Origin of the sequence: Thalassobaculum litoreum DSM 18839, assembly GCF_900102465.1 — a bacterium.
In the GTDB taxonomy this organism is placed as follows: domain Bacteria; phylum Pseudomonadota; class Alphaproteobacteria; order Thalassobaculales; family Thalassobaculaceae; genus Thalassobaculum; species Thalassobaculum litoreum.
This window is the reverse complement of sequence record NZ_FNBW01000004.1, coordinates 35,979-56,901: the sequence shown is the minus strand read 5'-3', so window position 1 is coordinate 56,901 and position 20,923 is coordinate 35,979. Positions and strand designations below refer to the sequence as shown.

Annotated in this window: 18 protein-coding genes; 7 read left to right on the top strand and 11 right to left on the bottom strand. The window is 68.0% G+C overall.

The window, feature by feature from the left end:
- Positions 1–53: 53 nt before the first annotated feature.
- From BLS34_RS07445 to BLS34_RS07435, 3 genes are read right to left on the bottom strand one after another with little or no spacing between them, the layout of a single operon-like run.
- Positions 54–1,022, bottom strand: a complete 969-nt coding sequence (locus tag BLS34_RS07445) for a response regulator (RefSeq protein ID WP_093149323.1) — start codon at positions 1,020–1,022, stop codon at positions 54–56.
- Positions 1,023–1,035: 13 nt separating this feature from the next.
- Complete coding sequence (locus tag BLS34_RS07440) at positions 1,036–2,931, bottom strand: ATP-binding protein (RefSeq protein ID WP_093149321.1); 1,896 nt, start codon at positions 2,929–2,931, stop codon at positions 1,036–1,038.
- A gap of 1 nt (position 2,932) precedes the next feature.
- Entirely contained in the window at positions 2,933–3,454 is a 522-nt protein-coding gene (locus BLS34_RS07435; RefSeq protein ID WP_093149319.1) for a putative pterin-binding protein, read from the bottom strand.
- Positions 3,455–3,671: 217 nt separating this feature from the next.
- Between BLS34_RS07435 and BLS34_RS07430 the strand changes: the two genes are divergently transcribed.
- Positions 3,672–4,361, top strand: coding sequence for a response regulator transcription factor (locus BLS34_RS07430; RefSeq protein ID WP_093149317.1), 690 nt, complete (start codon positions 3,672–3,674; stop codon positions 4,359–4,361).
- Between the two features lie 86 nt (positions 4,362–4,447).
- On the opposite strand, the gene BLS34_RS07425 is transcribed toward BLS34_RS07430, so the two are convergent.
- Positions 4,448–5,605, bottom strand: coding sequence for an HDOD domain-containing protein (locus tag BLS34_RS07425; RefSeq protein WP_093149315.1), 1,158 nt, complete (start codon positions 5,603–5,605; stop codon positions 4,448–4,450).
- Between the two features lie 150 nt (positions 5,606–5,755).
- Between BLS34_RS07425 and BLS34_RS07420 the strand changes: the two genes are divergently transcribed.
- The 5 genes from BLS34_RS07420 (at position 5,756) to BLS34_RS07400 (ending at position 11,108) form a co-directional block, all read left to right on the top strand.
- Positions 5,756–6,478 carry a winged helix-turn-helix domain-containing protein gene (locus tag BLS34_RS07420; RefSeq protein WP_175474142.1) on the top strand — a complete coding sequence of 241 codons (723 nt, stop codon included), beginning with the start codon at positions 5,756–5,758 and terminating at the stop codon, positions 6,476–6,478.
- 188 nt (positions 6,479–6,666) lie between these two features.
- Complete coding sequence (locus BLS34_RS07415; protein WP_028793230.1) at positions 6,667–7,482, top strand: flagellin; 816 nt, start codon at positions 6,667–6,669, stop codon at positions 7,480–7,482.
- A gap of 80 nt (positions 7,483–7,562) precedes the next feature.
- A complete protein-coding gene (locus tag BLS34_RS07410; protein ID WP_028793229.1) occupies positions 7,563–7,961 on the top strand; it encodes a flagellar biosynthesis regulator FlaF in 399 nt (132 codons plus the stop codon).
- 88 nt (positions 7,962–8,049) lie between these two features.
- Complete coding sequence (locus BLS34_RS07405; protein WP_093149310.1) at positions 8,050–9,060, top strand: DNA-binding response regulator; 1,011 nt, start codon at positions 8,050–8,052, stop codon at positions 9,058–9,060.
- 197 nt (positions 9,061–9,257) lie between these two features.
- Complete coding sequence (locus tag BLS34_RS07400; RefSeq protein WP_093149309.1) at positions 9,258–11,108, top strand: HAMP domain-containing sensor histidine kinase; 1,851 nt, start codon at positions 9,258–9,260, stop codon at positions 11,106–11,108.
- A 59-nt stretch (positions 11,109–11,167) separates the two neighbouring features.
- Here BLS34_RS07400 and BLS34_RS07395 read toward each other — a convergent pair whose 3' ends face one another.
- Together BLS34_RS07395 and BLS34_RS07390 are read right to left on the bottom strand one after the other, a co-directional pair.
- Entirely contained in the window at positions 11,168–13,624 is a 2,457-nt protein-coding gene (locus BLS34_RS07395; protein WP_093149308.1) for a heavy metal translocating P-type ATPase, read from the bottom strand.
- A gap of 82 nt (positions 13,625–13,706) precedes the next feature.
- Complete coding sequence (locus BLS34_RS07390; RefSeq protein ID WP_215906061.1) at positions 13,707–14,450, bottom strand: MauE/DoxX family redox-associated membrane protein; 744 nt, start codon at positions 14,448–14,450, stop codon at positions 13,707–13,709.
- Between the two features lie 144 nt (positions 14,451–14,594).
- On the opposite strand from BLS34_RS07390, the gene cueR reads away from it, so the two are divergent.
- Positions 14,595–14,984, top strand: coding sequence for a Cu(I)-responsive transcriptional regulator (gene cueR, locus BLS34_RS07385; protein WP_028793225.1), 390 nt, complete (start codon positions 14,595–14,597; stop codon positions 14,982–14,984).
- 335 nt (positions 14,985–15,319) lie between these two features.
- Here cueR and BLS34_RS07380 read toward each other — a convergent pair whose 3' ends face one another.
- The 5 genes from BLS34_RS07380 to BLS34_RS07360 all read right to left on the bottom strand — a co-directional run bounded on the left by BLS34_RS07380 (position 15,320) and on the right by BLS34_RS07360 (position 20,922).
- Positions 15,320–16,765, bottom strand: coding sequence for an aldehyde dehydrogenase family protein (locus BLS34_RS07380; RefSeq protein WP_093149306.1), 1,446 nt, complete (start codon positions 16,763–16,765; stop codon positions 15,320–15,322).
- 145 nt (positions 16,766–16,910) lie between these two features.
- Positions 16,911–17,903, bottom strand: a complete 993-nt coding sequence (locus tag BLS34_RS07375) for an apurinic/apyrimidinic endonuclease family protein (RefSeq protein WP_093149303.1) — start codon at positions 17,901–17,903, stop codon at positions 16,911–16,913.
- A gap of 82 nt (positions 17,904–17,985) precedes the next feature.
- A complete protein-coding gene (locus tag BLS34_RS07370; RefSeq protein WP_038013625.1) occupies positions 17,986–18,900 on the bottom strand; it encodes a polysaccharide deacetylase family protein in 915 nt (304 codons plus the stop codon).
- Between the two features lie 23 nt (positions 18,901–18,923).
- Positions 18,924–20,018: an ABC transporter ATP-binding protein gene (locus tag BLS34_RS07365; RefSeq protein WP_093149679.1), complete on the bottom strand. Its 1,095-nt coding sequence runs from the start codon at positions 20,016–20,018 to the stop codon at positions 18,924–18,926.
- A gap of 13 nt (positions 20,019–20,031) precedes the next feature.
- Entirely contained in the window at positions 20,032–20,922 is an 891-nt protein-coding gene (locus BLS34_RS07360; protein ID WP_093149301.1) for an ABC transporter permease, read from the bottom strand.
- Position 20,923 lies beyond the last annotated feature (1 nt).

Sequence of the window (20,923 nt, the reverse complement as noted above, 5' to 3'; positions counted from 1 at the left end):
CGGGCCAGAAAATGACATTCGGCGCACTCAAAGCTGCAGTCTCGCAGCATGGTTCAGGTCGATCCCGCCGCCTCTTCCCGCCGCACCCGCTCGACCGCCAGACGCAGCCGCTCGACCAGCATGTCGGTTTCGGAGGAGGTCTCCAGGATACCCTGGTCCAGGAGCAGGGCCAGGGCCTCCACATGGGTGCGCACCGCGCGCACCCGGCGACCGCCGGCCAGCGAGAGCACCGCCGGCGTCTTCAGCACCGGGCGCAGCAGGCGCTCCAGGCTGGCGCCGACGGCGGCGGCCGCCGTGTGGCCGAAGCTCGGCGCCTGACCGGAAATATCGTGGGCGATGCGAAAGATCCTGCGCCAGGGCTCCTCGGACGCAGGCGCTGTGGTCTCGACCTCCCCCAGCAGCGCGCGCAGCGTCACCACCTCGCCCTGCAGGATCTCGGAATAGTCCGGCAGGCCCTCGGTGGCCTGGCTGATCGCGTCCTCCTCGTCGTCACCCTCCCAGGGCAGGTCGGCCATCCGGTCCGCCAGCCGCCGCCGCGGGCCGGTATAGGTCTGCTCCCGGGGCCGGCGCCGGTCGGGACCGGAATAGCCGGCGGTCTGGATCAGGCTGCGCGGCCGCGACAGGGCGGCGACCAGGCGCTGCTCGAGCTTCTGAGCCGAGATCGGCTTCACCAGGTACTCGGTCACGCCCTGGCCCCGCATCGCCAGCACCCGGGCCTTGTTGGCGACCGAGGTGACCATGATCACCGGCAGGCCGCAGCAGGCCGGGTCTCGGTGCCGGCGCAGGGCGCACACGAACTCCAGCCCGTCGGTCGGCTCCATCATCCAGTCGCAGATGGCCACGTCGTAGCGGTGGCGTTCGACCTGACGCAGGGCGGCCGATCCGTCCGCCGCCTCGTCGACCGCCGCGAAGCCGAACTGGCGCAGCAAAGAGCGCACGAGCTGGCGCATCAGCGGACTGTCGTCGATGACGAGGGCGGAAAGGCCCTGGAACAGGGCATCGTTGGCGCCGGAAGTGCTCATTGCCGGTCGTTCCTCAATCGTCGTCCAGTTGCGCAACCAGGCCCAGCACCGCGGAGCGCTGGCGCTCCGTCAGTGACGCCGCGGCGCGGTGCTCGGTCGCCGGGGACAGCTTGTCGGGTTCGGACTGCATCGTCACGTCGCGCCCCAGCGCGGTGGCGATCACCCGGACCAGTTCGGCCTCGGCGATCGGCTTGGTGACGCAGCCGGCCATGCCGGCCACGGTGAAGGCGTCCACGTCCTCCGGCATCGCGCTGGCGGTCAGCGCGATCACCGGCGGCCGGTCAGCGCCGAGCACTCGGCCGATCTCCTGGAATGCGGTCATCCCGTCCATTTCCGGCATGTTGATATCCATCAGGATGGCATCGCAGCTCTCTTCGGCAGCCCGGGCCACCGCTTCGGCCCCATCGACGGCGAAGACGCAGGAGGCGCCCAGGCGCTCCAGCAGGCGCCGGATGACCTGACGGTTGGTGCCGTTGTCCTCGGCCACGAGCAGATGCAGGCCGGTCAGCGGCCGGACCGCCACCGGATCGGCGGCGGGGGCGTCCTCATGGACGCCGGCCTCCACCGGAACCTCGAACCAGAAGATGCTGCCCTGGCCCGGTGTGCTGGTCATCGCCATGCGGCCGCCGAGACGCTCGACGATGTCGCGGCTGATCGACAGGCCGAGGCCGATTCCTTCGCTCTCCGACTGCCCCGCCTGGTAGAAGCGCTGGAAGATCCGCTCCTGCTGGTCCTCGGCGATGCCGACGCCGGTGTCGCAGACGCTGACCCGCAGGCGCATCTGGCCTCGACCGACGAAGGCGATACGGGCGTGCACGTCGACCGAGCCGTCCCGGGTGAACTTCACGGCGTTGCCGATCAGGTTGACCAGCACCTGCTTGACCCGGGCGCGGTCGGCGCGAACCAGCCGGTCGCCGGTATCCGCCAGGTCGAGGGTCAGGAGGTTGTTGCGGTCGCGGGCGCGCTCGGCGAGCAGGTCGACCGCCTCGCGCAGCAGCGCGCCGACCTGGAACGAGGTCGGATTGACGCGGAACTTGCCGACCTCGACCCGGGCAGCGTCGATCACGTCGTCCACCAGTCCGCACAGCATGGCGGCCGAGGTCTGCGCCACCTCGACCATGCGGGCGATCTCCGGGTTGCGGGTCAGGTGGCCGATCTCGCGCAGCAGGCCGGAGACCGCATTCAGCGGCGTGCGCATCTCGTGGCTCATGCTGGCGACGAAGCGACTCTTGGCCTGGCTCGACCGCTCGGCCATCTCCAGCGCCTCGGTCAGCCGGCGGCGGCTGCCCGCCAGTTCGGCGATCTGCTTGATCGTCACCCCACCGAGCAGACCGCTGACCAGCAGCAACACCGCGAGGGAGACGATCAGATACAGCATCTCGTCGTGCATCCGGTCCCGCGCGGCGGAACGCACGGCGGCAGTGTAGGACACCACGTTGAGGGCGGCAGACTGCAGCGGGTCGGCGTAGGAGCCCAATCCCCGCTCGATCGATCGGGCCAGCGAGGCGACCCGGGGGTCCTCGCGGGCGATCAGGGCGTCGAGGGCGTCGACCTCCTCCGCGAGACGCGGCAGCAGGGCCTGCAGCGCCGGACTCTCGCGCAGCCCGGCATAGGCGTCGCCCTGCTGCACCGTCAGGATGCGGCTGACGAAAATCTCGTAACGCTCGCTCAGCATCTCATAGTCGGCCTCACCGGCCACCGCTTCGCGCGCCGCCTTCATCAGCTTCAGATGCTCGGCCTGAAGTTGGTAGACCGCCCATTGCCAGTTCTCGGTCGGCCGCTGGATCTGCCGTTCCAGCGAGACGTAGATCGACACCGCCAGCACCGCCGCCCCGATGGCCGTGACGATGGCCAGCAGGGCGAGCAGGCTGAGCTGGGTGGGTCTGAAGCGCGGCGCGCGGTGGGGCATCTCACTCGATCTCGAGCGACTTCAGCTGCCAGATCGACCAGTTCAGGAAATCGTCGCCGGTCAGGCGCGGGTCGCTGTCATAGGGAAAGATGATCCACAGCGGACCGCGCTCGCGGATCTTCATCAGGGCGCCGTTCTGGCGGATCGCGACGAAGGCGCCGGACTCCACCAGGTCCGCGATCGGCATGGTGACCGCGTAGTCGTTGATCGCCGTCGCGCGCACCGTGTCGCCCTTGGCGCCGACCAGATCGAACAGTGCCGCGATCGGGAAGCCGTCGAAGCGCTGTACGCCTTCGGTCCAGGGCGTTCTGGTCTCCAGTACCTGCGGCGCCAGCGCTTCGAGCTGGGCCCGGTCGAATTCCGCGGTCGCGCCGGCATTGGTGTTCTCGATCGCGCCGGCGACCACCAGAATGGGCCGGCCGGCCGGCGCGGCGAGGGTGTCGGCCACGCTGTTCAGCGGACCGGTCAGCAGCACCGTCGCCATCGCGGCGACGGCGATCAGCCCATGGCTGAAAAGTTTCATGGGTCTCTCCGGGAATTTATCTGAAATTCCAAATATCCAGGCGTTCCGAGCCTCGACGGGCGGACCATGGCTTCCTTGAATTGAAATTTCGTTAACCGCTAACCAGAAGCTTTAAGCACGACCCTCTCCAAATGGGGACGGCGCCCGGCCGGCCGAGCGCGCATATCAGCGCCACGAACCTCGTCCAAGGACGGCACCCAGAACGGAGGCGCAGAAAATGGAAATCGCACGTGAGACCCGCACGATCGGCCTGGTCGGATCTTCCGGCACGGCGGACCGCCTTGCGGACGCCCTGGCCGCCACCGGCGTCGGCATCACCCGCTTCCCGACCGCCAGCTTTCCCGGCCGCCCGACGCAGAACTGCGGGCCCGACGCGCTGATCGTCGTCAGCGACGATATCGCAGACTGCGTCGCCACCCGCCGGCGCTGGAAAGCGGCCCCGATCATCGTCGTCAGCGACGATCGCCCGACCAAGGCCCGCGCCCTCTGCCTGTGCGCCGACGACGCGGTCGCCTGTGACGTGGAGATCGGGGAGATTGCGCTCCGCATCACCGTCGCCATCCGCCGCGCCCAGCGGACCGATCCGTATGCGGAGTCGGCGCCGGCGACGCTTGGCGGCTTTCGGCTCGACGAGGACGGCAACGCGCTCTTCGTGCGAGACCAGCGCATCCGCCTGACCCCGCGTCAGGTCAGCATCATGTCGGTGCTGCGCAGCCACGTGGAGCACAACCCGATCCCGCTGAGCCGGATCTACCAGGCGGTCTGCTCGTCGGGCGACCGGCAACCGAACCACGAGACGATCCGCGTCCATATCAGCATGCTGAACAAGAAGCTGGCGAGCGTCGCCGGCGCCGGTGTCCGCATCCGCTGCGGTCAGGACGGCTACTACGTTCAGGCGGCGGCCTGACCCTGGAAGCCGCCCCGGCGCATTCGCCGCCGCTCCGCCTGCCCCCACCGAATTCGGCCGACCCACCCGAGTATGACGGAGCCCGATCAGGGCGGCGCGCCCTCCCGGGCCACGGCGGTCCAGGCCGACACCGGCCACCGGACCTCCAGGGGCGACATGTCCTCTCCCAACATCAGCCGGCCGGCCAGCGCCACGATCTGGCCGGCGGTGGCAAGCGATCCGCACTGTCCGGTAGCCTGGTCGGCCACCCCGCCGGTCAGTGAGTCCGGCAGGCCCCAGGTCCCCAGCAGATAGGCGCCCACCAACGCGTGGTCGACGCCGAAGGCCGCGCGCTCGAGTCTGGCCAAGCCCTCCATCTGCAGCACACCGTCGACGATCCGGGGCTCGAATGTCTCCGGGAAGTTGTCGATCAGCACCAGCAGGCCGACATCCGACAGCAGGCCGACGGTCGCCACCAGTTCGCGCTCGGCCCGATCCCAGCCAAGGTCGCGGGCGATCCGCGCGGACAGGGCCGATTTCAGCAGCATGGTCTCGACGATCTGCTGGGCGACGGGCGCGCCGCCGATCCGGTCGTGCACCACCTGGCTGAGCACGCCGTAGGTGAGGACCAGCGACTTCAGCGTCTCCATCCCGAGGAACTGCACCGCGCCGCGCACCGTGGCGATCCGCTTGGGCGCGCCGAAATAGCTCGAATTCGCGACCTGAATCAGCCGGGTGGCGATGCCCGGGTCGCGGGCGACGATCTCGGCGATCGCCTCGGTATCCAGCGTGTCGCGGCGCAGCTGCTCGGTCAGCTCGCGATAGGAGCCGGGCAGGGCCGGGATCGCCGTCAGGCTGGCGACCAGGGCGACCACCGCCTTGCCGCCGAGCCGCTCGCGCAGATCGAGGGCGTTCTCGATCGCCGCGATCAGGGTCGGCCCGTCGGTCGGCTTCGACAGGAACTGATGGGCGATCCCCGCCGCCCGCAGCCCCGCCTCCGCCTCGCTCTGGCCGGAGAGCACGAATCGGATGGTCTGCGGGAACCGGTCGCGCAGCGCGTCCAGCAACGTCACCCCGTCCATCCCCGGCATCCGCAGATCGCAGACCACCACCGTCGCCGGCTCGGCCCCGCAGGCCACCAGGGCGCGGCGGGCATCCTCGAAGAACATCAGATCCCACGCCTCTCGGCGGCTGCGGAGCATGCGCCGCAAGCCATTGAGAACATGCGGTTCGTCATCGACGAAAAAGATGCGCGGTCGATCCATGTCACCCCCTGAGCACAGAATACATCCGAGAAACCCGGACGACCTTCCTAAATGGGGATACGAGCCGTCCGTCGGGTTGGGCAGTTTCCCAACGCACGCCGAAAGACGTGCCGTGAAGAACCGGAACCCCAGACAGAAGGATGGACTCCGATGGCGACAACAGCCTGCATCGCCCTCGTCGATGGCGATACCCGTTCCCGAGATACCCTGGCCGCCCAGCTCCGCGACAACCACTTCGCGGTCGATGCGGTCGCCTCCATGGGCGATTTGGACTCCCTGGCCGACGGCAACCGGCCCGACTGCGTGATCGTTGCCCTGTCCTCCGCCGGCCAGAGCGGCTTCGAGGACATTCGCACGTTCCGCAGCCGCGACGACCGTCCGATGATCGCGCTCACTGCGGCCAACCAGTCGGTCGATCGCATCATCGCCCTGGAACTCGGCGCCGACGACGTTGTCGAGCGCGACACCTCGCCGCGTGAAGTGTCGGCCCGAGTTCGCGCGATCATGCGCCGGATCCGCAGCATCGACAGCGGCAACGGCACCCCGCAGACGCTCACCGTCATGCGCTTCGGTCGCTGGTCGCTGGACGTGGTGCGCCGCCGCGTGTTCAACGAGACCGAGGGCGAGGTCGACATGACCAGCGGCGAGTTCGACATCCTGCGCTGCTTCGTCCAGAACCCGCTGCGGCCGCTGACCCGCCAGCAGATCCTGGACGAGACCCGCGGCGGTCGCTGCGAGGGATACGAACGGTCGATCGACGTGTTGATCGGTCGTATCCGGCGCAAGATCGAAGAGGATCAGTCCAACCCGCGCCTCATCCAGACCGTGCGCGGCATCGGGTATGTTTTCGCCGCCGCCGTCAACGCACAGTAATCAATTTCTTAAACCGCGCAGGATTTAAATTCTGCGCGGTTTTTATTTTACTAATTTTGTAAATGACAATTGATATACTAAAGTATCATTGTTTTTTGTTCATGTTTGTTGTGTTTTTTATTTAGTAGCGACGAAGTACATCTCTCTCATCGCCAGTGAGAACACTGGTCCACACGAGGAGAACCACGATGCTTTCGATCAACACCAACTCCAGCGCCATGGCCGCTGTCCAGATGTACAACTCCGCCTCCAACGACCTGTCCCAGGTCCAGAAGCGGATTTCCACGGGCCTCAAGGTCGCCGACGGCTTCGACGACGCGTCGACCTTCGCCGTCGCCCAGCGCCTGCGTTCGGACATCAAGGCCTTCGACAAGATCGACCAGTCGATGAACGGCGTTAAGGGCTCGGTCGAGGTCGCCATGGCCGGCGCCACCGCGGTGAGCGATCTGACCGGCTCGATCCGCGAGAAGGTGACCCAACTCGCCGACGACAGCATCAGTGCCGAGACCCGCGCGAGCTACACCGAAGACCTGACCTCGATGCTGGCCCAGGTGGACTCGTTCATCGCCAATTCGAACTTCGACGGCTCGAACCTGCTGCAGACCGCCTCGACCGACCTCAGCTTCGTCGCGGCCGCCGACGGCACGACCATGACGGTCTCCGCCGCGGACATCGAGACCGCGAAGACGACCCTCGACGGTGCCGTCGACGTTTCCGATGCGGCCAACGCCCGCACCACCCTGGCCGCGCTCGACACGTTCGAGACCGCCGTGAACAGCGCGATCAGCTCGCTGGGCAGCGACGGCAAGGCGCTGGACATGCACAGCGACTTCATCGGCAAGCTGAGCGATGCCACCGAGAAGGGTCTGGGCAACATGGTCGACGCCGACCTGGCCCAGGAAGCCGCCAACCAGAGCGCGCTGCAGGTCAAGCAGCAGCTCGCGGTGCAGGCCCTGAGCTCCGCGGCCAGCGCCCCGATGAACATCCTGTCGCTGTTCCGCTGACCCCTACCGAGAGGGCTGCGCCGGATCCTCCCGGCGCGGCCCCTCCTGCCTTGCCCATCCTGTGAGGGAGTGCCTGTAAAATGCATGCGCACTACAACGCCTACCGCAAAACGCTGAACCACACCGGCGCCTCGCGCCACCGCGACGCCAGCGAGCTGGCCCGGGTGACCGTGGCGCTCCGGCATGCCGAGACCGGTCACGACCGGGCCCAGGCGATCGAGGAGACCCGGCAGATCTGGACCCGTTGCGGCGTCAATGCCTGTCACGACGAGACCGCCATGCCGGACGAGATCCGCCGGTCCATGCGCGACCTTGCCAGCGACATGATCCTGGCCTGCGCCAAGGCCGCGGCCGGCGATGTCGGATCGCTGCGCGCGCTGATCGAGGTCAACCAGAGCGTCGTGTCGGGCCTGAACCCGGCGATGCCCCGCAGTTTCCACGGCGACGCCTTCCACCCTCGCGTGCGCCAGGTGGCGTGACCGAAAACTCCGGAAAACGGGTGCGCGCTTGCTTGGATGCTATTGTGGCCGTATTGAGCGTGTATCGGGTCAATTTTTCGATGTGCGCATGTCCTCCGTCACACGCCCGCTCATCGCCTTCGTCGACGACGAACCGATGGTCCTCGACGCCCTGAAGCGCTCATTGCGGTCCCGGGCCAAGGACTGGGATATGATCTTCTTCCCCTCGGCCGAGGCATTCTGGGACGTGCGCAGCGACGACTGGCCCGACGTGGCGGTCCTCGACCTGACGATGCCCGGCTGGTCCGGCCTCGACCTCGCCACCCGGATGCGCGAGGCGGGGGCGCAGACCCGCTGCATCATGCTCACCGGCAATGCCAGCCTGAAGGACGCGATGGGCTTCATCAACGAGGCCTCGGTATTCCGCTACTACATGAAACCCTGCGCGCCCGAGGTGCTGGGTGCCGCGGTCGACGCCGCCCTGGCCGATGCCCGCGAACGCAGCGCGACGCCCGCCACGGACGGCCCGGCCAGGACCGACGCGGAATCCCTGCTGGCCGACCGGCTGTCGATCGGCACGGTGGTGCTCGACGCCGACCAGGGGGTGTCCTTCGTTAACAAGATCGGCCTGAAGATCCTCGGCGGCAGCGGCGCCCTGTCCCAGGACGGCGCCCGGCGGCTGCGCGCCGGCAGCCCGGACAGCGCCCGCGCCCTGGACGCCGCGATCCGGGCGGCGGCGGAGACCGGAGAGACCGGCTTCGTCGCCCTGCCCGACACCGCCGGCGGCAGCACCCTGCACGTGACGGTCTGCGGCGATCCGCAGAGCCTCGGCACCGCCGGCGTCACCCTGTTCATCAGCGACCCGGACCTGACCCGCTACCCGACGGCCGACACCCTGTCCCGACTGTTCGCGCTGACCGGCTCGGAAAGCCGGCTGGTGGAGCAGCTGGTGCGTGGCCTCAGCCTGGAAGAGGCGGCCGAGGCGAACGCGCTGAAGATCAGCTCGGCGCGCACCTACCTGAAGGCGATCTTCCAGAAGATGGGTGTGGTGCGCCAGGCCGAGCTGGTGCAGAAGGCCCTGACCACCTCGGCCTCGGTGGTGCGCGCCGACCAGGACTGACGAACCCTCCCCAGGACCGTGCCGGCCGGCGGGGTCGCCGCGCCAAGCGTGGGATCAGGGGCCTCGACCCATAGGGGAAGCGACACCATGCAGAGCCACCGACTATGCACCGCCGCCGCCGACGGGGATTGGGAAAACGGGCGCGCGATCGCCCTGACCCCGGTGGAGACCGGTATCAGCCTGACCGGCGAGGCCCCGTGTCCTTCCGGCTGAAGACCATCCTGGGTGTGGCGCTGATCCAGGCCCTGCTGCTGGCCGCCATGGTGGTCAGCAGCCTCTACTATCTGCGCGCCTCCAACCAGACGCAGCTCGACGAACGGGCCCGCACCACCGCCAAGCTGATCGCCACGATGACCCGCGACAGCGTGGTCGCCACCGATCTCGCCACCCTCGACGCCCTGGTCGAGCAGGTGCTGACCAATCCGGATATCGACTACCTGCGGGTGCGCGGCGTCGGCGGCGAGGTTCTCGCCCAAGGTGGCGATCCCGACGCCCTGGGCGCTCCGTTCCAGGCCGACGATAGCCCTTGGGCCGTCCATGCGGACGGACGGATCGACATCGCCCAGCCGATCGACGTGGCCGGCCGCCGCTTCGGCATGATCGAACTCGGTCTGTCGATCACCGCCCTGCAGAACGTGCTCGACGACGCGGTGCCCTGGATGGGCGCGATGGTTCTGATCGAGCTTGCGCTGGTCGGCCTGCTCGGCCTTGTGCTGGGTCAGTATCTGATGCGGCAGCTCGGCTCGCTGCGCGACGGCGCGGGGCGGGTGGCCAGCGGCGATTTCGGCTACCAGATCGCCATCGGCGGCACCGACGAGCTGGCCCAGACCGCCCGCAGTTTCAACGCCATGTCCCAGGCGCTGGCCGGTTTCGCGGCCGAGCAGCGCGCCGCGCGCGACGCCGCCGAACGCAAATCCTACGAGGCCGAGGCGATCCTGACCGACGCGGTGGCCAGCATGGCGGAAGCGATCCTGATCGCCGACGACCACGGCCGGGTCCTGCGGGTGAACGATGCCTTCCGCCGGTTCTACCCCGCCGTCACCGACCAGATCCTCGCCGGCGGCTCGCTCCGCCAGATCCTCTCCGTGGCCGAGGAGCTGTACGGCCACCCGCTGAACGAACGGATCAAGGAGCTGGAGACCCGGGCGGCGACGGCCCGGCAGGTGTCGCTGTCCGACGGCCGCAGACTGCTGGTCGATCACCGGCCGACCGGCCTCGGTGGGGTCGTCATCGTTGCCAAGGACGTCACCGAACTCGCGCAGGCCCAGGAACGGACCCGCAGCCTCCAGCTCGAGCTGATGCAGAGCCAGAAGCTGGAGAGCCTGGGCACGCTCGCCGCCGGCATCGCCCACGAGATCAACACGCCGATGCAGTTCATCGGCGACAACCTGCGCTTCCTGGAGGAGGTGGTGGACGAGGTCCTGGCGCTGCGGACACCGATCGAGGCCCTGCCGGAGGATTTCGTGGACGAGGTGCCGTCGGCGATCCGCGACAGCCTGGCCGGCGTTGCCCGGGTCGGCCAGATCGTCGGCTCCATGCGCAGCTTCGCGCACCCCGATCCCCTGGCGCCGGAGCCCAACGACCTGAACGAGTGCGTGCGGGTGACCACCAACGTGTCGCGCAATCTGTGGAAGCAGGTGGCCAAGGTGGAACTGGAGCTGGACGAGGCGCTTCCGCGGGTGCCGTGCAAGCCGGGTGAGATCAACCAGGTGGTGCTGAACCTGATCTCCAACGCGGTCGATGCCATAGACGAGGCGCGCGCGCCGGGCACGGTCGGCACCATCACCATCCGCACCCTGGTCGACGGCGACATGGCCGAGATCCAGGTCCAGGACGACGGCCCCGGCATGCCGCCGGAGGTGCGTGCGCGGATCTTCGACATGTTCTACACGACCAAGCCGACGGGCAAGGGCACCGGCCAGGGCCTGGCCATCGTCGCCGCCATCCTGGCCGGCCACAAGGGCCGCATCCTGGTCGACAGCACGCCCGGCGAGGGCACGACGTTCCGGGTGCGCCTGCCGCTCAAACCGAACCGGGACGCGGGATAGGCATTTCCCGCTCCTTCACGCCCCGGAATAAATCCGGGGAGTGAGGACGGTGGGAGCGATCACCCGTCCAGCTTCGTCGCGCGCAGCCGCAGGGCGTTGCCGATCACCGAGACCGAGGACAGGCTCATCGCCGCCGCCGCGAAGATCGGCGACAGCAGCACCCCCAGCATCGGATACAGCACCCCCGCCGCGATCGGTACGCCGGCGGCGTTGTAGACGAAGGCGAAGAACAGGTTCTGGCGGATGTTCGCCATGGTCGCCTGGGCCAAAGTGCGGGCGCGCACGATGCCTGTCAGGTCGCCCTTCACCAGGGTGATCCCGGCACTCTCCACCGCCACGTCGGCGCCGGTACCCATGGCGATGCCGACATCGGCGGCGGCCAGGGCCGGGGCGTCGTTCACCCCGTCGCCGGCCATCGCCACCTTGAGCCCCTGGGCCCGCAGCTCTTCCACCAGCGCGCCCTTGTCCTCAGGGCTGACATCGGCGCGGACCTCGTCGATGCCGAGGTCGCGGGCCACCGCCTCGGCCGTGCGGCGGCTGTCGCCCGTCGCCATGACGATGCGCAGTCCGGCCTCATGCAGCGCGCGGATCGCCGCCGGGGTGGTCTCCTTCACCCGGTCGGCCACCGCGACCAGCCCCGCCGCCTTGCCGTCCACCGCCACGAACATGGCGGTGCGCCCCTCGCCCTGCAGCTTTTCGGCGGTCACGGCCAGACCCCCGGGATCGATCCCGAGATCCGACATCATCGCCCGGTTGCCCAGCGCCACCCGGCGCCCCTGCACGGTGCCGGACACGCCCTTGCCGGTGACCGCCTCGAAATCCATCGCCTCGGACAGGGAGGCACCGCGGTCTTCGGCACCGGCAACGATCGCCTCGGCCAGCGGATGCTCCGAGCCGCGCTCCAGGGAGGCGACCAGGGAGAGCAGCTCGGTCTCGTCCATGCCTTCGGACGCGATGATGTCGGTCAGGGTCGGCTTACCCTCGGTCAGAGTGCCGGTCTTGTCGACGATCAGCACGTCGACCTTGGCGAAGCGCTCCAGCGCTTCGGCGTCGCGGATCAGCACGCCCGCCTGGGCGCCGCGTCCGGTCGCCACCATGATCGACATCGGCGTGGCAAGGCCGAGCGCGCAGGGGCAGGCGATGATCAGCACGCTGACGGCGGCCACGACGGCATAGGACAGCGCCGGGCTCGGCCCGAAGACCAGCCAGGCGGCGAACGCGACCAGCGCCGCGGCCACCACCGCCGGTACGAAGTATCCGGCCACCCGGTCGGCCAGCGCCTGGATCGGCGCACGGCTGCGCTGGGCCTTGGCGACCATGTCGACGATGCGCGACAGCACCGTGTCGGCGCCGACATTCTCCGCCGTCATAACGAAGCTGCCGGTCTTGTTCAGGGTGCCGCCGGTGACCGTATCGCCGCCCGTCTTCTCCACCGGCACCGGCTCGCCGGTGATCATGCTCTCGTCCACCGAGGAGCGGCCCTCGGCCACCGCGCCGTCCACCGGCACGCTCTCGCCCGGCCGCACCCGCAAGCGGTCGCCCGCCCGGACCTCCTCCAGCGGCACGTCAGCCTCACCCTGGTCGGTGATCCGCCGGGCGGTCTTGGGCGCGAGGTTGAGCAGGGCGCGGATCGCGTCGCCGGTGCGCTCACGGGCCGACAGCTCCATCACCTGGCCGACCAGGACCAGGATCAGGATCACCGCCGCCGCCTCGAAATAGACCGGGGCCTGGCCGTGCTGGTCCAGCATCGACGGCGGGAAGACGCCGGGCGCCAGCAGACCGACCAGACTGAACAGGTAGGCCGCCCCCGTCCCGAGCGCGATCAGCGTCCACATATTCGGACTGCGGTTCACGATGGAGGACCAGCCGCGCTTGAAGAACGGCTGGGCCAGCCAGACCACCACCGGGGTGGCCAGCAGGAACTGCAGCCAGACATGCAGGGTCGGGCCGAGCCAGTCGTGGAACGGGATGCCGATATGGCTGCCCATCTCGAGCACGAAGACCCCGGCGGCCAGCGGCGCGCCGATCCACAGGCGGCGGCGGAAATCGACCAGCTCCGGGTTCGGCCCGGCATCGGCACTCGGCGTCATCGGCTCCAGCGCCATGCCGCAGATCGGACAGTCGCCGGGCTCGTCGCGGACGATCTCCGGATCCATCGGGCAGGTGTACTGGGTGCCGGCCGGCATCGGCTCCGGCGCGGGACGGTCGCCGAGATAGCTGTCGGGCGCGGCCTCGAACTTTTCCTGGCAGCGCGACGAGCAGAAGTAGAACCGCTCGCCCGCATGCTTGGCCATGTGCGCGGCGGTCGCCCGGTTCACCGTCATGCCGCAGACCGGGTCCTTCGCCTCGATATAGGCGTCCGGCTCGGCGGCGAACCTGTCGCGGCAGCGCGCGGCGCAGAAGTGATAGGTGTGGCCCGCGTGCTCGTGGGTCGGCTTGCCGGCATTCGGATCGACCGTCATCCCACAGACCGGGTCGCGGATGATCTCGGCACCTGCGTGACTCTGCGCGTTCATCTCTGCCTCGCATTTCTGGAGGCTGAGAGATGGGGCTTCCCGTCACTGGAAGGTCAAGGGCCGGTCTTTCAGACGGGCTACCTTACAGCAGGATCGCCTTGGCCCCCATCCACAGGCCCATGGCGATCATCATCAGGTTCTCGGTCAGCGACACGAAACCCAGCGGCACCGAACTGTCGCCGCCGACGCAGGCACATTTCAGCGCGCGCTTGTCGACATAGACCGCCTTGAACACGCTGACCGCGCCGACCAGACCGATGAACAGCGCCACCGGCGCGGAGATCCAGGTCAGCACGCCCGCCAGCATCAGCACGCCGGCCCCGGCCTCGGCGAAGGGATAGATATAGCCGTACGGGACCCAGCGCTGGGCCAGCAGGTCGTAGTTGAGGAACATGGTGGAGAAGCCCTCCACGTCCTTCAGCTTCTGCAGACCGAGCAGGATCATCGAGATCGCCACGAACCACTCCACCGTGCGCGGGATCAGCACCGTGCCGCTCAACAGCCAGGTCAACGCCAGGGCCATCAGCGCCGCAACGGCGAACAGGGCGATAATCGGCTGGTAGGTGGTGTCGTCGTCCGGGTCGTCGAGGCCGAAATGGACCCGAAGTTCGTCGTATCCGCCGATCCGGTCGCCGCCGATGAAGGTCTGCGGCGTGGTCTCCACCCCGTGTTCGGCCATGAAGGCGTCGACCTCGTCGCGGGTGGTGAGATGGTGGTCTTCCACGTCGTAGCCCTTGCGCTCCAGCAGGAATTTCGACTTCCGGCCGAACGGGCAGAGGTGCTCCGGCATGACCATCCGGTAGAGGCGGGCGGTTTGCGCAGTCATGGGGCTCTCCGTCGGTTGAGGGGTGCCTGTCCTGGTCAACGGATCGGCGGCGGGTCGGGTTCCGAGATCGGCCGCGCCGCTTGACCTTCCAGTAATGGGAAGGCCTACCTATCTGTTCCGACACCTTGCTGAAGGATGACGGCCATGAACATCGGAGAGGTTGCCGAGCAGAGCGGCCTGCCGGCCAAGACGATCCGCTATTACGAGGAGATCGGCCTGGTCCGGCCCGCGCGGGGGGAGAACGGCTACCGCGCGTTCGCGGCGGTGGACGTGCACAAGCTGGTCTTCCTGGCCCGCGCCCGGTCGCTCGGCTTCACGATCGAGGATTGCCGCGCCCTGCTGGCACTGTACGAGGACCGCGGCCGGGCGAGCGCCGACGTCAAGCGGGTGGCGCAGGAACATCTCGGCAGCATCGAACGCAAGGTCGCCGAGCTGCAGGCGATGCACGCGACCCTGTCGGACCTGGTGACCCGCTGCCACGGCGACGACCGCCCGGACTGCCCGATCCTTGAGGACCTGGCCGGGCGGGGATGAGAGGCCCGAAATATCCTACTCAAACACTCCCCGGATTTATTCCGGGGGCCACGGGAAGGCCGCCTTGAGGAAGGCCGCCTTGAGAGTGAGAGAACTATTGCCAACACTGAAACACGGGGAACCGTGGGCCCCGGAATAAATCCGGGGAGTGTGTAAAAAGGATTGTGAAGAAGAAAGATATTCCAGATCCCCAATCCGTCTTCCCGGCCTTGCGCCGGGATCCAGGAGAGGGACCGCTGGAGCGCCTCCGACTAATCGGAAACGCTCCAGCAGGCATCACCCCGGGCCCCGGCGCGGGGCCGGGGAAGAGGGAGTTGGTGGCGGGGAAGCCCCTCTCAGCTCGTGGTGGTCCAGCCGGAGACGGCCTTCACTTCCAGGAACTCGGTCAGGCCGTACTGGCCGCCCTCGCGGCCGTTGCCGGACTGCTTGTAGCCGCCGAACGGGCTGCCCGGGGCGCGCGGGGCGCCGTTGGCCACCACCATGCCGGCGCGGAGCTGGCGGGCGACGCGCTGGGTGCGCGCGCTGTCACCGCTCTGCACGTAGTCGGTCAGGCCGTAGCTGGTGTCGTTGGAGATCTTCACCGCCTCGTCCTCGCTCTCGAACGGGATCATCGACAGCACCGGGCCGAAGATCTCCTCCCGCGCGATCCGCATGTCGTTGTTCACGTCGGCGAACACCGTCGGCCGCACGAAGTAGCCGCGGTTGAAGCCTTCCGGACGGCCGGTGCCGCCGGCAACCAGACGCGCACCCTCGTCGATGCCGGCCTGGATCAGGTCCTGCACCTTGGTGAACTGCAGCTCGGAGACCAGCGGGCCAATATGGTTGCCGTCCTCGCTCGGCAGACCGACCGCGGTGCTCTCGGCGGTCGCGCAGGCGACTTCCACCGCCTCGTCATAGACCGAGCGCTCGACCAGCATGCGGGTCGGGGCGTTGCAGGACTGGCCGGTGTTGTTGAAGCAGTGGATCGCGCCGCGCTTCACCGCCTTGGCGACGTCGGCATCGGCGAAGACGATGTTCGCCCCCTTGCCGCCAAGCTCCAGGGCCACGCGCTTGACCGTCTCGGCCGAGGCCTGGGTGACGGCGATGCCGGCGCGGGTCGAGCCGGTGAAGCTCATCATGTCGATGTCGGGGTGGCGGCTCATCGCCTCGCCGACGGTCGGGCCGTCGCCGTTGACCAGGTTGAACACGCCCTTGGGGAAGCCGGCCTCGTCCATGAACTCGGCGAAGAGCAGCGAGGACATCGGCGCGATCTCCGACGGCTTCAGCACCACCGTGCAGCCGACGCCGACCGCCGGCACGACCTTCAGGGTCACCTGGTTCATCGGCCAGTTCCACGGGGTGATCAGGCCGCAGACGCCGATCGCCTCGTGGATGATGAACTCGTCCGGCGTGTCATCGCGCAGCTTGTGCTCGAACTTGAAGTCCTTCAGCGCGCGGATGAACGCCTTGATATGCCCGAGACCGGCGGCGGCCTGGGCCGTGGTCGCCAGCTTCATCGGCGCGCCCATCTCGGTGGAGATCGCCTCGGCCATCTCGCCGGCGCGGCGCTCGTAGACCTCGGCCAGCTTCTCGACCTTGGCGATGCGGTCGGCGAGCGGGGTCTTGCTCCAGCCGTCGAACGCGGCGCGCGCGGCGGCGACCGCCTTGTCCACATCGGCCTTGGAGCCCAGCGAGATCACCCCGAAGGCGGTCTCGTCGGCCGGATTGATGACGTCGAAATCCTTGGACGTGGTGGGCGGAACCCAGGCGCCGTCGATGTAGAAATCGGTCTTGCGGAGCATTGTTTTTTTTCCTTTGGCGAGAAGTCGCGGGCGGGGCGGGCAGAGGGCCCGTGAACCGGATATGTGGGGTGGGCGACGCCGCAGTTAAACGAGCCTGCGGCAAAGCGTCAATGCGAATGATTCGCAATAAGAGATCGAATTTGGTTCAGGCCCCGGCCCGGATCTCCGCCCAGGTCTCGCGCATCCAGCCGACGCAGGCGATGGCCTGCTCGAACAGCGAGTATGTGCAGCCGCCGCCGTAATCCGGATTGGGGATGAACTCGGTGGAGATCTGGCCGAGCTTGGCCTTGCGGTCGCTTGCGTGGTGGCGCATCAGGATGCGGATGCCCTCCTTCCAGGGCTCCAGCAGGGTCTCGTCCCACTCGGCATGGTATTCGCCGGGTTTCGGCCGCTTGAACGGATACTGGATGCCGCGCCCGACGGAGCCGTCGGGGTGATGCGCCAGCGTGTTCTTCGGGTTGTTGGGGATCGCCGCCCGGGCATGGCAGTGCTTCACCCAGCCCGACGTCACCCATTCCTCGATCACGTTGCCCGGCCTGAACGGGTTCAGCACCAGCTCGCCGGAAGCCACCTTGGCGTCGGTGCCGAAGATCTTCTGTTCGTGCGGGTTGTCGATCTTGAAGATCACGTGGCTGTGGTCGAGGGTCATGTTGAATTCGACCCCGCGCGCCTCCACCATCCGGGCGACCGTGGCGACCCGGGGGAAGTCCTCCGACCACATGTTCACATGCACCTCGAAGCAAGGCACGCAGCCGTACCGGTCGCCCAGCTCGGCGGCGTCGAGATAGGCCGCCATCACCTCGTCGTCGGTGACCACATGGCCGTCGGCGTGACGCAGCTTGATCTGAGTGTTGTGGACCAGGGAGCCGAGCTCGGCGCCGAGCTTCACGTTGCGCTCCAGCAGCCCCTCGTCCCCGCCGAGCTCGTAGAACCAGCCGCCGGCACGGATCGGCAGGCCAGTCTCCGCCGAGCCGGCCTTGAAATCTTCCACCTGGTCGGGATCCGGGGTCTTGTCGACATAGTCGAACACCCCCGCCTCCTTCACCATGCGGAAGCGGGTGCGCACGTCCGGCATGGGGTCGGCATCGGCATGCTTGATGCCGTTGGTCTGGATGCCGAACAGCAGATCGTTGGCCATAAGTCCCTCCGAGGCCGCCGCTCCCCGCCCGGCGCGTTGCGGCCAGACTGTCGGGGTGGCGTTCCCGCCATCCTAGGGAACCTTACGGCAGGGGTGGAGCCTCATTCGGCAGGTCGGCGCCGCCGGTGCCGTCGGCTTCCACGAACCAGTCGCCCATCACCGAGGAGGTGACGAACACCGTGTCGTCGCGGGCCAGCAGCAGGTCCAGGGACCGCTCGAAGTGATGTGCCACATGGGGCACGCCGATCAGATGCGGGTGCAGGGCCAGCGTGACGACCCGCGGGTTCTGCGCCAGCTCCGGCTCCAGGGTGGCGACCGTCGCCTCCACCCGCTTGTAGAACTCGTCGGTGGACCCGTTCTGCACCGCGTAGATCGGCACGTCGTTCAGCTCCATCGTGTAGGGCAGGCCGACCATGGGGCCGTGGATCGTGCGCATCCACACAGGCAGATCGTCGACCACCCAGTCGTGCAGGAACTCGATGCCCTCTTCCTTCAGGATATCGACCGTGTCGAAGCTCTCGCCGATGCCGGGGCCGAGCCAGGCGCGCACCTTTTTGCCGCTGACCGCCTTCAGCCGGTCGAGGCTCTTGCGGATCACCGCCCGCTCGTCGTCGGCCTGCTTCAGCGATTGCTGGAACCAGCCATGACCGACCAGTTCCCACCCGGCCTCGACCACCGCGTCCATCAGGGCCGGATAGGCGTCGGCGACCTGGGCGTTGATCAGGGCGGAGGCGGGCAGGCCGCGCTCACGAAGCATCCGCATGATCCGCGGCATGCCTACCCGCAGCCCGTACTCGACCCAGGAGAAATTGGGCACGTCCGGCGGGGCGATCTGGGCGCCGTGCGGCGGCGGGATGATCCCGCGCGGCATCGGCCGGTCGATCGGCCAGTACTCGATGTTCATCGCCACGTGAACCATCAGCGGCTTGCCGTTCAGCGGCGCCAGCGTCCGGCGCTTGTCGGCCAGCTCGAAGGGAATGCGCGGATTGGGCCACATGGCGGCGGTCCTCCTGTCGGCGGTCAGTTGACGTGCAGGCGCAACGCACCCGGCTTCCACTGTACCCGGATCGCGGTGCCGGGGGCGGGATCGGGCGCGTCGGACTCGCCGACCACCCTCGACACGATCTCCGTGCCGTCGGCCAGGGCTGCCCGGTGCGACAGGGTGAGACCGAGATAGACGCTCTCGGCATAGGTCCCGGACAGCGAGCAGCCGTCGGCCGCCGCTGTGCCGTCGGCCGACACCATCTCCACCAGTTCCGAGCGGATCGACAGGGCGACCGTCTCGCCGGCGCGCACCGGCAGGTCGCGCCGGTCGACCGCCAGGGGCTGACCGCATACCTCGACCGTCACCGTATCGCCCTCCACCGCCGTGACGTTACCGGACAGCAGGTTGTTCTCGCCCACGAAGCTGGCGGTGAAGCGGCGCTGCGGCGTGCGGTAGATGTCGCGGGCCGCCCCCTGCTCCACCAGCTCGCCGTCGGCGATCAGGGCGATACGGTCGGCCACCGTCATCGCCTCTTCCTGATTGTGGGTGACGTGGATGAAGGTGATGCCGACCTTCTCCTGCAGGTGCTTCAGCTCCAGGCACATGTCCTTGCGGAGCTGGGCGTCCAGGGCGGCCAGCGGCTCGTCCAGCAGCAGAATGTTGCGGCCCAGCACCAGAGCGCGGGCAAGCTGCACCCGCTGCTGCTGGCCGCCGGAGAGCTCGTGCGGACGCCGATTCTCGTAGCCGGACAACCCGACCATCTCCAGCATGGCCATGCTCTTGTCGCGCACCTCGGCCTTGGGCAGTTTGGCGAGGCTGAGGCCGTAGCCGACATTGCCCAGCACCGTCATGTGCGGAAACAGGGCATAGGCCTGGAACACCATGGAGGTCGGCCGCTTGTCCGGCGGCAGGTGCGAGACCTCCTGGCCGTTCAGCCAGACCTGGCCGCTGGACGGCTTGTGGAAGCCGCCGATGGTGCGCAGCAGGGTGGTCTTGCCGCCGCCCGACGGGCCGAGCAGCACGAAATACTCGCCGGCCGCGATCGACAGGTCGACGCCTTTCAGCGCCTGCACGCTGCCGTAATTCTTACAGAGCTGCCGGACCTGAACCGCGGGGGTGGTGGTGTTCATGTGCATTCTCTCATCACGCAGGCACAGTGTTGGGTTCGGCGACCGGCTGCGCCCGGCGGGCGGCGGCTTCCGAGCGCAGCAGGGTGAAGACGATGATCCCGCCGATCAGCGCGATGGCGACGAAGCTGACGAAGCTCGACATGGCGTAGGACTGCTCCGACATGCCCTCGTTCAGCATCTGGCTGACCAGCACGGTGGTGAAGGTGTCGAACCCGCCCTTCAGCAGGCTGGTGCGGGTGTATTCGTTGAAGCAGAGAATCATCGTGAAGGCCGAGGCGCTGAACACGCCGGCGCGAATCTGCGGGAACTCGATATCCCAGAACGCCCGCCAGCCGGTCGCCCCGCAGGCGCGGGCGGCCTCCGTCTGCTCCTTGTTGTAGCGCCCCATGGTGATCAGGATCACCACGAAGGCGTAGGGGATCGTGTAGATGATCAGCCCGATCACCGTGGTGGTGAAGCCGAGCCGGAACCAGGCATCCATGAACGACACGCCGGCCAGGTCGCCGAGCCCCTGGAAGGATAGGTTGACGTTCTTGAAGAACACCAGCAGCGCCGCGCTCAGGATGTCGGGTGCGACAAAGAGCGGCGCCAGCAGCAGGAACACCACCGCCACCTTGGCCCGGGTCGCCTTGTAGAACTTGGCCGCCAGGAGCCCCATGGGAATGGTCAGCACCGTCGTGGTCACCGCCAGGCCCAGGGTCCAGCGCAGGGCGTCCATGAGCTGCCCGTCGGAGAAGATCAGCCCGTACCATCTGGTGGTGAAGACGTATTGGGCGGCGCCGAACCCGTTCTCATTGAACGAGATGTACATGACGTAGAAGACCGGGCTCATCAGAGTCGCCACGATCAGCAGCAGATAGGCCCATTTGGCGCGGTGCAGCCAGATATTCGCGTAATCGTCCATG